Annotated in this window: 11 protein-coding genes; 6 read left to right on the top strand and 5 right to left on the bottom strand. The window is 52.4% G+C overall.

The annotated features are described in order from the left end of the window. From EK22_RS20480 to EK22_RS20450, 6 genes are all read left to right on the top strand, one after another. Positions 1 to 1,868 (top strand): RHS repeat-associated core domain-containing protein (locus tag EK22_RS20480; RefSeq protein ID WP_235209464.1); only part of this gene is annotated, 1,868 nt, incomplete at its 5' end. Between the two features lie 2 nt (positions 1,869 to 1,870). After that, entirely contained in the window at positions 1,871 to 2,254 is a 384-nt protein-coding gene (locus EK22_RS20475; RefSeq protein ID WP_051962002.1) for a hypothetical protein, read from the top strand. A gap of 227 nt (positions 2,255 to 2,481) precedes the next feature. Next, entirely contained in the window at positions 2,482 to 4,053 is a 1,572-nt protein-coding gene (locus EK22_RS25370; protein WP_051962001.1) for an RHS repeat domain-containing protein, read from the top strand. Then, positions 4,050 to 4,292 (top strand): hypothetical protein, encoded by a 243-nt coding sequence (locus EK22_RS20465; protein ID WP_036254007.1) that lies wholly within the window; start codon positions 4,050 to 4,052, stop codon positions 4,290 to 4,292. Before EK22_RS25370 ends, EK22_RS20465 begins: the two co-directional genes overlap by 4 nt. Before the next feature lie 448 nt (positions 4,293 to 4,740). After that, positions 4,741 to 4,977 (top strand): hypothetical protein, encoded by a 237-nt coding sequence (locus EK22_RS20455; protein ID WP_200882638.1) that lies wholly within the window; start codon positions 4,741 to 4,743, stop codon positions 4,975 to 4,977. A 246-nt stretch (positions 4,978 to 5,223) separates the two neighbouring features. Next, complete coding sequence (locus EK22_RS20450; RefSeq protein ID WP_369798236.1) at positions 5,224 to 5,580, top strand: transposase; 357 nt, start codon at positions 5,224 to 5,226, stop codon at positions 5,578 to 5,580. Positions 5,581 to 5,627: 47 nt separating this feature from the next. Here EK22_RS20450 and EK22_RS23925 read toward each other — a convergent pair whose 3' ends face one another. From EK22_RS23925 to fic, 5 genes are all read right to left on the bottom strand, one after another. After that, complete coding sequence (locus EK22_RS23925; protein ID WP_369798235.1) at positions 5,628 to 6,065, bottom strand: NAD-dependent epimerase/dehydratase family protein; 438 nt, start codon at positions 6,063 to 6,065, stop codon at positions 5,628 to 5,630. 280 nt (positions 6,066 to 6,345) lie between these two features. Continuing rightward, positions 6,346 to 8,364, bottom strand: coding sequence for an RNA-binding domain-containing protein (locus tag EK22_RS20445; protein WP_036254005.1), 2,019 nt, complete (start codon positions 8,362 to 8,364; stop codon positions 6,346 to 6,348). A 97-nt stretch (positions 8,365 to 8,461) separates the two neighbouring features. Next, positions 8,462 to 9,844: a restriction endonuclease subunit S gene (locus EK22_RS20440; protein ID WP_200882637.1), complete on the bottom strand. Its 1,383-nt coding sequence runs from the start codon at positions 9,842 to 9,844 to the stop codon at positions 8,462 to 8,464. Positions 9,845 to 9,961: 117 nt separating this feature from the next. Next, positions 9,962 to 11,659 carry a class I SAM-dependent DNA methyltransferase gene (locus EK22_RS20435; protein ID WP_036254000.1) on the bottom strand — a complete coding sequence of 566 codons (1,698 nt, stop codon included), beginning with the start codon at positions 11,657 to 11,659 and terminating at the stop codon, positions 9,962 to 9,964. Between the two features lie 130 nt (positions 11,660 to 11,789). Continuing rightward, complete coding sequence (fic, locus tag EK22_RS20430) at positions 11,790 to 12,923, bottom strand: protein adenylyltransferase Fic (protein ID WP_036253998.1); 1,134 nt, start codon at positions 12,921 to 12,923, stop codon at positions 11,790 to 11,792. Positions 12,924 to 13,024 lie beyond the last annotated feature (101 nt).

Genomic DNA, 13,024 nt, shown 5'->3' with positions numbered 1-13,024 from the left:
TCACCGAACGCCGCGACCCCGCCGGCCAGGTATTGCGCTACCACTACGACAGCGAGCGCAACCTGATCGGCCTGACCAACGCCCAAGGCGAGCGCTACCAGCTCAACTACGACCAGGACGAGAACCTGATCGAAGAGATCGGCTTCGACGGCCGCGTTCAGCGCTATCATTACGATGCCGCCGGCAACCTGGACCTGTACGCCCAGCGCGGCGACCAGGACTGGCAGGTCACCCGCTTCCAGCGCGATCCGCTCGGGCGCCTGCTGAAAAAGACCGGCTGGGACAACGCGGTCAGCGAATTCCGCTACGATCCGCTCGGCCGCCTGAGCCGCGCCCAGAACAGCCACGCGCAGCTGCAGTTCCAGTACAATCCCCTCGGCCAGGTCATCAACGAAAGCCAGGACGGCGCCGCGGTCGCGCACGACTACGACGCCCTGGGCCGGCGCACCGCCACGGTCACGCCCACCGGCCAGCGCCTCGATTATGCTTACAACGCCCAAGGCCGCCTGCAGACCGTCCGCCTGGACGGCGAAATCCTCAGCCGCCACCAGTTCGACGAGCAGGGCCTGGAAACCGCCCGCCAGCAGGGCGACCTGGTCAGCCGCTACGCCTACGATCCGATGGGCCGGCTGACCCAGCACCAGGCCGGCCTGCGGGGCAAAGCCGCCGTGCTCGGCCGCCGCTACGGCTACGATGCCACCGGCAAGCTCAACGCCGTCGACGACCTGCGCCAGGGCGCCAGCCGCTATCTGTACGACCCCGCCGACCGGCTTATCGAGGTTGAAGGCCTGACGCCGGAACGCTTCGTGCACGACCCGGCCGGCAACCTGATCGGCATGAACGAGGACCGCGGCGGCCGGGTCAAAGGCGACCGCCTGGTGCTGTTGGGCGACCGGCACTTCCGTTACGACGCCGCCGGCAACCTGACCGAAGAGCGGCGCGGCAAGGCCGGCCGACTCACTACCCGCTACGCCTACGACAGCGATAACCGCCTGATCCGGGCCGAAACGCCCGACGGCGTCAGCCAGTACCGCTACGATCCCTTGGGCCGACGCATCGCCAAGGTCACGCCCGAGGGCGAGACGCGCTTCGTCTATGACGGGGCACGGCTGTTGCAGGAAACCCGGGCGGAACAGTGCCGGACCTATCTGTTCGAGCCCGGCGGCTTCCGGCCCTTGGCCTGCATCGATCAGGCCGGCGGCGCGGCCTCACAGGTCTATTACTACCACCTGGATCATCTGGGCACACCGCGCGAACTGACCGATGCCGCCGGCAAAATCGTCTGGTCGGCCCGTTACCGGGCTTATGGTTCGCTGGCCCTGTCCGATGTCGCCGACATCGATAATCCGCTGCGGTTTCAGGGGCAGTATTTTGATGCCGAGACGGGGCTGCATTACAATCTGCACCGGTATTATGATCCCCAGGCGGGCAGGTTTATCCATCAGGACCCGATTGGCCTGGCCGGCGGCGTGAATCTGTTCCAGTATGCGGTTAATCCGGTTAATTGGGTTGATCCGTTGGGGTTGACGGGGAAGGATTGTTCGAACGGTGCAAAGAATGTACCTGAAAGAGGGTATCACAAAGAGGTTTATGCGAATAAACCTGTTAAACCTCAAGATGCTGTTGATAAATGGGATGAGTTCTTAGGACCTGAGCCTCATACAAATATTCACCCAAGAACTGGCTTTCCTGATGATGATAGGATTGTTTCAGCCGATGGTAAGCGAAGTATTCGCTACGGACCTCACGAAATGGAAAGTACGCCAACAAAGCATCATTATCACGAGGAGATATGGACGCTTGATCCCGAGAAAAATGTCATGGATGTAGATAATACTGTGGTGCGTGTTCCATTACCAAAGAAATAGTTATGCATATTAAGATATTAGATGTGAAAAATATTCAGGATGAGATAAAGGTAAAATTTGAAACCTCTATAGGCACTGGGGCTGGAACCTGGAATGGTGAATTACCGACTCTAGGTGATTGTACAGATATTGAAATAGATATTGATGATAATTTTGATTGGGGAAAAAATATAATTACGTCAAATAAAGATACTTGTATGATTGCCATAGAAAACAATCTCTTTCGTTTTGTTGCACAAGTTATCTCTTATGAGGATGATGGATGTCTTACCATTAAATTAGGTGATAGCATTATTTTTTTGGATGTAGATAACGTACCAAGTGCCATTGAAGGGTGGATTGAAGGTAAAGCTAAATCTATAAGGCTATACCCCACAAACTTGTGATTATATGGAGAACGGGGTCAGGTCTTGCAGTCCAACATTTTTTGGTGTGAAGCTCGTGACTCAACATGCCCGAAAGCCAGTCATTTACCATGATTCCATTCATATGCCTTGACATGGCTGTATGATGGATGACTTGCAAGGTGGATTTGCTTTGGCAATCCACCAACAAATGAAGTCTTAAAGCCATGATGTTCCGCGATATTACCGGACCTGCCTGAAATGGCGGTTTGCTGCGCGAAACCGCCCTACCTGGCTTGGACAACACGGTCAGCGAGTTCAGCTACGACCCGCTCGGCTGCCTGACCCGCGCCCACAACAGCCACGCGCAGCTACGGTTCCAGTACAATCCCCTCGGCCAGGTCATCAGCGAAAGCCAGGACGGCGCCGCGGTCACGCACGAATACGACGCCCTGGGCCGGCTGACCCAGCACCAGGCCGGCCTGCGGGGCAAAGCCGCCCTGCTCGGCCGCCGCTACGGCTACGATGCCACCGGCAAGCTCGCGGCCGTCGACGACCTGCGCCAGGGCGCCAGCCGCTATCTGTACGATCCCGCCGACCGGCTGCTCCAGGTCAAGGGCCTGACGCCGGAACGGTTCGTGCACGACCCGGCCGGCAACCTGACCGAAGAGCGGCGCGGCAAGGCCGGCCGACTCACTACCCGCTACGCCTACGACAGCGACAACCGCCTGATCCGCGCCGAGACGCCCGACGGCGTCAGCCAGTACCGCTACGATCCCTTGGGCCGGCGCATCGCCAAGCTCACGCCCGAGGGCGAGACGCGCTTCGTCTATGACGGGGCGCGACTGCTGCAGGAAACCCGGGCGGAGCGGTGCCGGACCTATCTGTTCGAGCCCGTCGGCTTCCGGCCGCTGGCCTGCATCGATCAGGTCGGCGGAGCAGCCTCACAGGTCTATTACTACCACCTGGATCACCTCGGCACACCGCGCGAACTGACCGATGCCGCCGGCAAAATCGTCTGGTCCGCCCGCTACCGGGCTTATGGTGCGCTGGCGCTGGCCGATGTGGACGAAATCGATAATCCCTTGCGGTTTCAGGGGCAGTATTTTGATGCCGAGACGGGGCTGCATTACAATCTGAACCGGTATTACGATCCCCAGGCCGGGCGATTCATCCATCAGGATCCGATAGGGCTGGCCGGCGGCGACAATCTTTACCGCTACGCTCCGGATCCAACCAACTGGATAGATCCGCTAGGTCTGACTTGTAAAGAGAATCCCTGGAACCAATTTCAACAAGATACAAAAGGCCATTTTTCGAATAGTAGCGAAGCAGCAGCAAGCTACAACAAAATAAAAGAAGTTCAGGCGATGGATAAAGGTATACGGCCTGATCCATCGACCTACTTGCCAAAATCCTACATTGACGCTCATTTGCAGAAATTTAATGATGGAGCGGCGTACCTTACACCAAAAGCCGCTTTGGATACATGGGGCAGAGACCCAGTAGGGCGCGCAGATGGACAGTTTGTTATGTCAAACACACAAATGGACGAGATGCTGTCAAGAACTGGAGGGGATATGACTAGAATAGAAAAAGAACTCGGTATTCAACCCGGAAGCTGGTCTGGCCAAGAAATGTCTGTAATTAAAATACCGGATCCAAGCAGTTTGAACATAAGAATGCCTACTGGAAATGAATCTGGAGCAAACGAATTATGGCTAGCTGGTGGAAAACTTCCGACTGGTCACTTCGAAGCTGTAGTTGATCCTATACCAAAAGATTTCTACTCAGAACTTTCCATTAAAAATGCAACCGAAATAGCGAAACCCAAAAAATGAAAATAATTCAAGAAGTGAGATTCCATTACGTTTTAATGAAAGATGCTGACGAATGGTATCTTACCTTTATGTCAGGAGGACCTGTAGAAATAGATTTTTGCGTAAAGCTTAATTCTGATGAGGTGCAAAGAATTAAGAATGATAGCCAAGCAGTTGAGAGTATCATTAGTGATTTGAAAGCCGACAAAGACACCCTAATGCAGCGCAGAGTTTTTCCAAGTATTTGGCCATCACGGTAAGAGCGGAAGCGCGGAGAACGGGTCAGAGAACGGTGTCAGGTCTTGCAATCCAACATCTTTTGGCATGAAGCTCGTGACTCAACATGTCTGAAAGCCAGTCATTTACCGTGATTCCGTTCATATGCTTAGACATGGCTGTATGATGGATGACTTGCAAGGTGGATTTGCTTTGGCAATCCACCAACAAACGGCGTCTTAAAACCGTCATGTTCCGCAATGTTACCTGGCCTGTTTGAAGTGGCGGTTTGCTGTGCGAAACCGCCCTACTTGCTTATCCATCTAGGATGGCTCGCCAAATGGCTGGAGGAAGAAAGGTGTATTTGCTTAAAAATGGGATGCAGGCTAGGCGCGAGGATTTGGTGGACGCATTCGAGCCCGCAGAGTTTGAGCAAGTAGGGACAGTTGCTGAGCAGCGAGCGACTTACGAAGAGTGGTTAAGGAGTCTGGGATGATGGCTGCTGATTCAGAGCACGAAATTACAGAAGAGATCGTCGAGGCCGCGCGAGCAAACCCAAACGGTTGGGTTTACAAGATTGAGGGTGCGTTTGGTCCTGATGAGGATGTGCCGCCAGAAGCTGTAGTCGGGGCGTGGAAGGTGGATGAAACCGGGAATTTGACCGGAGAGTTCATCCCGAATCCACGCTATCAACCTGGTGTGTCTGGTCAAAAGAATGAAGATGCTTAACATCCAACTCTCGCTGGAATAATCGGGGACGTACCCTATTAAATCCAATCTTAAGCCCTGCCCGGCACCATTGCCGAGCGGGGCTTTTCCTTTCTACTCCCCGGCTAGAGCAGTTATCCTTTAGTTGAAAACATAGCCTGAAAACAATCCATTAATTGGCCGACCGTGCACCAGAGCGTTTCATAAGAGCCATTAGGATGCGCTGAAGCACGAAGCGCATCGTTCGAGTAACCATCAAGCAGACCAATGACAGACTACCGCCGAATCTACGCCCTTGGCTCAACCTGGTTCTTCACCGTTAATCTTGCCGAACGCCGGAATAATTATCTCTTGGTGGAAAAGATTGATCTGCTGAGAGCCGCCTTTCGTTACGTCAAGGAGCGCAAACCTTACCGGATTAATGCCATCGTTATCCAGCCTGACCATCTGCATTGCATCTGGACATTGCCGCCTGGGCGGCGGGGATTTTTCCATACGCTGGAATCTGCTCAAAGGTCATTTTTCCCGTGCCATGCCGCAAGGCGAGAGAATTTCCTCAAGCCGGAGCAAACGCCGGGAACGCGGCTTATGGCAGCGCCGGTTCTGGGCGCATTTATTATGTGACCAAACCGATTTTCACAACCACATGGATTACATCCATTGGAATCCTGTCAAGCATGGCTATGTACAGCGAGTCGTTGATTGGCCGCATTCGAGTTTTCACCGGTTTGTTGAGCAGGGCGTTTATCCGATGAACTGGGGGCATTCGGGTAATTTCGATAGCCATGTAAATGAATGACTCGAACGATGCGCTTCGTGCCTCGGCACATCCTATGGCCCTGCGGCTTGGTTTCGGCGACGGCCGACAAGAGCGCGGCCAGATGAAAAACGGTATCGATCTGATGGTTTTTGATGATCTGTTCCAGCGCCGCCGCATCTCTTATATCCAGGCTGTAGAAAGGCCCCTCCGTCGATAGCTCCGGATCGGGCGGCCTGCGATGGCCGGCGGCAATCACATTATCGGCGCCGTATCGCTGGCGCAGCAGCGGCGTTAATTCGGAGCCTATCTGGCCGGTCGCGCCGGTTATCAGGATTTTTCTCATTGTCATAAACACCGCCTTAACTGGCTGCTATGAATTACCATTGCCGTCGAAGGTTCGTCTAAATTTAGCACGGTTAGCCAGCAATCACCTGCTTTTTAGCGGGCAGTCCGCAAAGTTAGATTGCACGCCGCCAAACCTGGGGCAAATAGTCGGTTTGCTGACGCTAGTACATCAATCCCTAAGTTCACCGTAATATTGATTGGCCTTGCGCTCCGGCTCTGACTAACCAAACTGCCATAACTTTTTCGTTTTTTCTTTCATTGAGTCATTCGTCGTGGGGTTACGATTAAGCATCAGAAGTCAAACTTTTACTATTCGTCATGTATGCCTGTCGGCTATCAGTGGGACTCTGTGGGAATGCTAATGTTAACTTCTGTTCATCAACTAGTTCTGTTAAATACTGCTGTCTAAGTGAATCCGGGTCACGCTTAACAAGTTGTGCGAGACATTGGCGCGTGATGAACTGATCTTTACAAAGGTCTATCAATACCTGTTGCATTACCTCTTTTGGTAGACGTTTTTTTGTTCTGGGTTCCCTGGCTCTAGCTTCAAGTTGATCCCGAAACTCCGGGGTCAACTTGGCCAGGTCATGCACGACTGGTGCAGAAAGCAAGCGGCTCAGTAATCGGCCAAATTCGTCCATATCTTCGGAGCTCAAGGACAAATCTTCGGAGCTCGAAGGCAAATCTTCGGAGCTCGGGGGCAAATCTTCGGAGCTCGGGGGCAAATCTTCGGAGCTACTTTTTCCCGGTAAATCAAATAGAACAGATTCTCCAAAAACCTGTTCTGGCGTAGGAAGATTTTGACCAGGCAAAGAATAAATTGCGCCTCGCCCATGGCCATTAACAACCAATAAATCTTTTTTCACTAAAACGCCCAAAGCAAGTGTAATGTCATGACTGTGATCCGCACAAATCTCCGTCAACCGTTTATGCGAAACGACTTGCTCCGTGACAGCAGTTGCAAGAATCAGGCGTTCAAGCTGTGGTAAAGCGTTAAAGTCATCTCCAAGCTGCTCCTGTAGTTGATCTAAAACTCCTGCCGGCATTAATTCCAGCATACGCAGTTCCAAAAGGGTTTGAGGTGGCTCATCAATTTCATATAAGGCGGGAGCACGCCAGTGACGCCAGTTCCAACCGCTGTAAATTTTAGGTATTCCTGATCCCGCCCGCTCACCTAAACCAATCATCAAAAACATTTGGTGCATAATCCGGTTACGACAGTCGGAATCACCGCCCTTTATCGCTCTGTCAAATGGAATGCGCATGTCCCCCGGATTTCTAAACCCTATCATATCCGGTCTCTTGACCACCAAAACCGATACCCGACCAGAATAATCCGCGTGAACTATCGAATTTACCAGCGCTTCACGAATCGCTTCATGTACAGGCGTGTCGTCTTGACGTTGTCCTTCTTTCAAACGAAATGGAATTTTCAAGGTTTCCGGATCCGTCAATTTGCGATAAACGATACGGTAAAAATCAAAAAGATTTCCAGACCAAGTGCCATCAGGATATACACGATCCACCCAGCGTCGTTCCGTTTTCGCTTCTGGCCGCTCTTGATAATCGACAAAATAATGTGGAGCGGCTTCTTGAATAGCATCCCAAGTGCCAAACATTAATACACCGGCTAAAGTTAACCCCTCATTTCCGGTTTGGCGATCTTTACGCCAGCCGCGGAGTTTAGTGAGTAGCCCTTTATCGTCTTCTGTCAGAAATGGATGTGTGGCGCCTTTTGCATCCCGAAGCATTTGCCGGTAAATGCCAAGACTACGCAGATCAATATCCTCCATCCCAAAGCCGGGAAGAATACGGCTGTCGCGTTCATCTTCTATTCTTTCCGCAAGCAAACGCCGGACCGATTCATCATCCAGTTTGCGGTCTCCCTCATGCAAACGGCGATAGGAGTTGCCACCAAAAGGCGTTGATCCTAAATGTACCGGTTTTTCATGTCGTGACGCTCGCCGCACGCTAATTTGGATAACGTTTTTTCCATTCAGCTGTAATATTTCAATATCCTGATCGGCGATTAAGTTGCAGCTGACTTTTTGCGGGTTATTCAGATTATTGAACAGGTCGGTGATGATTTTCTGAGGATCGGTAATGCCTTCTACCTGAAATTTTCCACGAGGCTTTTCTTTGACGCCGAGCAGGACTGTGCCGCCTTGCGTATTGGCAAACGCGCTATAAGTTGACCAGAAGTCATCAGGTAGTTTGCCTTTTCCATCCCGTCCGCCAGCGAGTTTACATTCCAACTCGCTAGACTCCGCCAGTTCTTCGATAATCAATTGATAATCAGTCATTGTATACACTCCTCACAAGCCATCATGCCACACCTTGGAGAGAACAGCCTGAACACCGCTACAGGAATGTATTGTGGTATTGAAGCGTTAGAAGTGGTCATGCCGTCATTTTCCTCGCCTGGGTTTTCTTTTCCGGCTTGATAGCTTCACGTTCCGCTTTGATTTTTTCCAGCAACGCTTCGGCGCTGTTGTCGCCGCAGATCAGGTCGGGGTTGTCTTTGCGCCATTGCGCGGTGAGCTCGCCACGGAAGGCTTTGGCGAGGATGGATTGGGTGAGGTTGTTGACCCGCGCAAGGGCGTTTTGTACTTGCTGTTCGACGGTGTCGGCATAGGCGAACAGTTGTTCGACGCGGCGGACGATTTCGGTTTGTTCTTCAACCGTAGGCTTGGGTATATCAATATCAAGCAGTGCTTTTTGCCCAATATTGCGCATAGAAAGCTGATTTCCAGTTGATCTTGATTCTATTTCTATACGCCCAGTAGTGGATCTTAAGAAAATACATAACCATGGCTTATCTGCTTCATGCATGACCAGACGAAGAACTTTATCACTGAGCATTAGGTTTTTCGTTACCTTGTGAACGATAACAGGATTTCCCAATAGTTCCAGGGTATTAGCCCGTGATATTAGAAAATCACCAACCTTGATTCTTCGTTCTTCAATAAAATCACTAACTAAAGGCAGAGTTTTACTTTCTTCCTCATCGAAAATACCCCAAGTTACGGCACTAATTTTTATTATGCCTTTCTGATCGCCAACTGGTGGTACTTCAATACATTTTAGGTTTTTTCCCGCCTCGATTTTTTCTACAACATCACCAACTTTTAGCAATTTCCAAGTTTTGAGATCAAGCTGATGTTTGCCACGCCACTCCTCCGTCAGCTCCCCGTTCACCGCAGCGGCGAGGACGGATTGGCGGAAGCGTTTGAGGATTTGCGGGATGCGTTCGAGGCGGACTTTGGAGCTTTCCACCTGAGCCAGCAGGGTGTCGAGTTTATCGGCGATGACTTTTTGTTCGGCTAGGGGGGGAAGCTTGATAGGTGCTTTAGAAAACTTACCTTTGTTAATAATAGCAACAGTCGTAGCTGATGCTTCAGCCTCCAACCATGGCTTGAGTGTACAAATCTGATGGTAAAGAAATTTATAACTCAAATGCTCGCTTGGTATGACTGAATTAATTTGTTGGTTTGTGGCAGATCGCTGAGTTGTAATGCCAACTTTACCCAAATTACCTATACAAGTAACTGCTATTGAGTTAGGAGGCAGTTCAGGAACGGATGACAAGCCAAGTACAGTCAGTGTATCAGCCGTATTTTTTATAAAGCCGCCATTATCTAAATCACCGGGCTTAATAAATGGAAACTCTCCACCAAAGTTTTCTGTAATCTTTGTACTAGGTGTCTTGCCTGTTACCACAGACCCAAGATCAATAAGCTGGCAATTTTTCCATCCCTCTGGCAATTTCACTTCTGCTGTCACTCGAACCCACCAACTTTATTTGTATTTCTTCTATTCATATTCAGTATTCTTTTTTTAATCTATCCCTGGATCGGTCATTCCCGGACTAGCATCAAGTTCTTTCGGCGTGACGGTAAGTCATCCTTCGTTGCCTGCGGCAACCGGACTTAACCCCAACATTTCTGCCAACAAGGTCATCTGCACATCTGCCTCTTCGCCCGCGCCCAATTCCCGCATCAAGCCATCCAGTTCACCCAATGCCTGCACCAGCTCGCTCATGGCTTCACTTGCAAGAACCGAAGGTTTAGGCAAATTGGCCGCATCGATGCTGTCGGCATCTTTCAGCCAGGCAATATCCAGCGAATCGCCTTTGTGCTCGGCGATCCACTTGCGGCTGAAGCAGCGCCAGCGGCTGTGGGCCAGACGGTCGTCGACGCCCTGGTTTTCGTCGGTATCCGGCGTTGCAATTTTTTGCGCGTCGAAACTCCATTCGCCTTCCTGCCGGCCAGCCAGAATCTGCGCAAAGTCGTCGCCGGTGTCATTAGCCCTTCCCTGCGCGTCATAGACTTTTTCAAAAGGCTCAAGATGCTGCTCGCCGAACGGGTTGCGCTTGCCGAAGTTGGGCATGTTGGTGCGCAGGTCGTAGACCCAGACGCTTTCGGTGCAGTTTTCTTCCCGGTGTTTGTCGCCGGCCGAGCCTTTGGTGAAAAACAGCACGTTGGTTTTCACGCCCTGGGCGTAGAAGATGCCAGTGGGCAGGCGCAGAATGGTGTGCAGGTTGCACTTGTTCATCAGGTCGCGGCGCACCTCGGTGCCGACGCCGGCTTCGAACAGCACGTTATCGGGCAACACCACGGCGGCGCGGCCGCCGGGTTTGAGATTGCGGTAGATGTGCTGCAAAAACGCCAGCTGCTTGTTGCTGGTTTTGTAAGTCAGGTCGTCGCGGGTGATGCTGGCTTCGCCGCCCTTGGCGGTGCCGAACGGCGGGTTGGCGAGAATGACATCAGCTTTTGCCAGGCCTGCGCCGGTCTGGCCCAGGGCGTTGCCCAGATGCACGACGCCTTCGTCGTCGCCTTCCATGCCGTGCAGCAGGCAGTTCATCAAGGCCAGGCGGCGGGTGGAAGGCACCAGTTCGACGCCGGTGAAGGCCTTGTTTTTCTGGAACTGTTGCTGTTGGGCGTTCAGGTCGAACAGGTCGTCGGTCTGCTGTTTGATGTACTGGTCGGCGGCGATCAGGAAGCCGGCGGTGCCGGCGGCCGGGTCCTGGATCAGTTCGCCGGCCTGCGGTTTGATGCAGCGCACCATGCTGTTGATCAGGGCGCGCGGGGTGAAGTACTGGCCCGCGCCGGATTTGGTCTCGGAGGCGTTTTTCTCCAGCAGGCCTTCGTACAGATCGCCCAGGCCGTCTTTCTGCGCGCTGAACCAGTCGATCTGGTCCAGCGTTTTGATCAGTTGTTCCAGATGGCGCGGTTCGCGCAGGCGGGTCTGCGCGTCGGCGTAGATGGCGCTGATAAGAGGGTCATTATGGACCTGTACTTCAATGGTTTTGCCCTTTTCCTCAGGATCTGCTTCGGTTCGCTTACCGGTTGAAAGAGCAAGCAAAATTGCTCTGTAGTCATTGAGCAGGTTGATGCCGGATTTGCCGTTCAGGTCGGTCCAGCGGCAGCCTTCGGGCAGCGGGTGTTTTTTCAGCGTGCCGGCTTCGGTGTTTTCGTGCACCATCTTGATGAACAGCAACAGCACCAGCTCGGTGACGTAATCGCTGTAGTTGATGCCGTCGTCGCGCAGTACGTCGCACAGGTTCCAGAGTTTTTGGACAATGTCGTTGTTGGTCATGCTATTCCTGATAAAAAAATCGGTTCACCAGCCGATGCGGCCAGTAGTTGGTCAGCCTTGTTCTGACGAGTAAAATTCTCAGCGCATTCATATAGTGCGAATACCCTGAAGGGCACAAGTGAATTCGCACCTACAATTTACCCGCCCTGATTAAATTGACTGAGTAAGGGATAATCTCGTTGCTGTCCCGGCTCATCAAGCGCATCAGTTTGGGGTGGACGAAGAGTTTTTCCTTGCCCGCCTGCTGCTCCTGCAATATGCCGATCTCGGCCAGTTGCTTTAAATACACCGAGGCGGTCTGGCGTTGGGCGATATCGCGTTCAACCAGGTTGTTGATACGGCAGTAGGGCTGTTCGAAGATCACTTGTATCAGTTCATGGCTGTAAACTTTGGGCAGCCGCTGTTTGACGTAGTGGCTGGTGTGTTCCATCAATGCGCGAATGGCGGCGATTTTGCCGCAGGTCCAGCCGGACGTTTGATCGACGCCTTTGAGAATGAACAGTATCCAGTCCTGCCAATGGCCGCTGCTCGTCACTTGATTGAGCAAACGGTAATAATCCGCCTTGTGCTGCACGATATAGCGGCTCAGGTACAGAATCGGCAAGGTGAGCAGTTGCCGCTCGATCAGATACAGAATATTGAGGATGCGGCCGGTGCGGCCATTGCCGTCATGGAAGGGGTGAATGGCTTCGAACTGATAATGGCTGACGGCCATTTTGATCAACGGGTCGATGTCATCTTCGGCATGAATAAAGCGTTCCCAGTTGTCGAGCAGGTCACGGATCACGGCCTCGCCCGCAGGCGGGGTGTAGATAATGTCTCCTGTGCCTTGATTGCCGATCACGGTGCCCGGAATCTTGCGGATGTCCATCTCTATGCCTTTAAGGGTGCTGCAGACTTCGATGGCTGTCGCTGTGCAAAGCGGGCGCTTTGACAGTTGCACAAAGCCTTGATACAGGGCCGTGCGGTAGCGCAATGCCTCTTTGGTCGCCTGGTCGGCGCCGCTGTCTTCATGGGCAAACTGAAACAGCTTGTCCGTGGTGGTGACGATATTTTCGATTTCGGAGCTGTCTTTCGCTTCCAGCAGCGGCAGTAAATTAATCAGCAGCTCCTGGTTGGGCAACAGCTCTCCGGCTTGTTTCAGTTCCGCCAAGGCTGCGCGTGCTGAGATGCAGGCTTTTAAAACTCCTAAGGTTTCTACCTGTTCGGTTGCGGGAGGGAGCAGCGGCAATGCGTTGTAGGGCTGATCGGCGCGCCAAGTCATGTTTAAAATCCTTTAAAATTTCGACACGTGATGCGTGGGTCGCCAGTATATGGCGATGCTGTCGACATAACAAGCGTTCATGTCGAAAAGTGTTAAAAAAA

Origin of the sequence: Methylobacter sp. BBA5.1 (assembly GCF_000746145.1) — a bacterium.
GTDB lineage: Bacteria > Pseudomonadota > Gammaproteobacteria > Methylococcales > Methylomonadaceae > Methylobacter > Methylobacter marinus.
This window is presented reverse-complemented; position numbering and strand designations above follow the sequence as displayed.

Excerpts from the sequence above, each read along its gene's own strand:
- EK22_RS20475 (WP_051962002.1), top strand. The coding sequence starts at position 1,871 with ATGCATATTAAGATATTAGATGTGAAAAATATTCAGGATGAGATAAAG.
- EK22_RS20465 (WP_036254007.1), top strand. The coding sequence starts at position 4,050 with ATGAAAATAATTCAAGAAGTGAGATTCCATTACGTTTTAATGAAAGAT.
- EK22_RS20455 (WP_200882638.1), top strand. The coding sequence starts at position 4,741 with ATGATGGCTGCTGATTCAGAGCACGAAATTACAGAAGAGATCGTCGAG.
- EK22_RS20450 (WP_369798236.1), top strand. The coding sequence starts at position 5,224 with ATGACAGACTACCGCCGAATCTACGCCCTTGGCTCAACCTGGTTCTTC.
- EK22_RS23925 (WP_369798235.1), bottom strand. The coding sequence starts at position 6,065 with ATGACAATGAGAAAAATCCTGATAACCGGCGCGACCGGCCAGATAGGC.
- EK22_RS20445 (WP_036254005.1), bottom strand. The coding sequence starts at position 8,364 with ATGACTGATTATCAATTGATTATCGAAGAACTGGCGGAGTCTAGCGAG.
- EK22_RS20435 (WP_036254000.1), bottom strand. The coding sequence starts at position 11,659 with ATGACCAACAACGACATTGTCCAAAAACTCTGGAACCTGTGCGACGTA.
- fic (WP_036253998.1), bottom strand. The coding sequence starts at position 12,923 with ATGACTTGGCGCGCCGATCAGCCCTACAACGCATTGCCGCTGCTCCCT.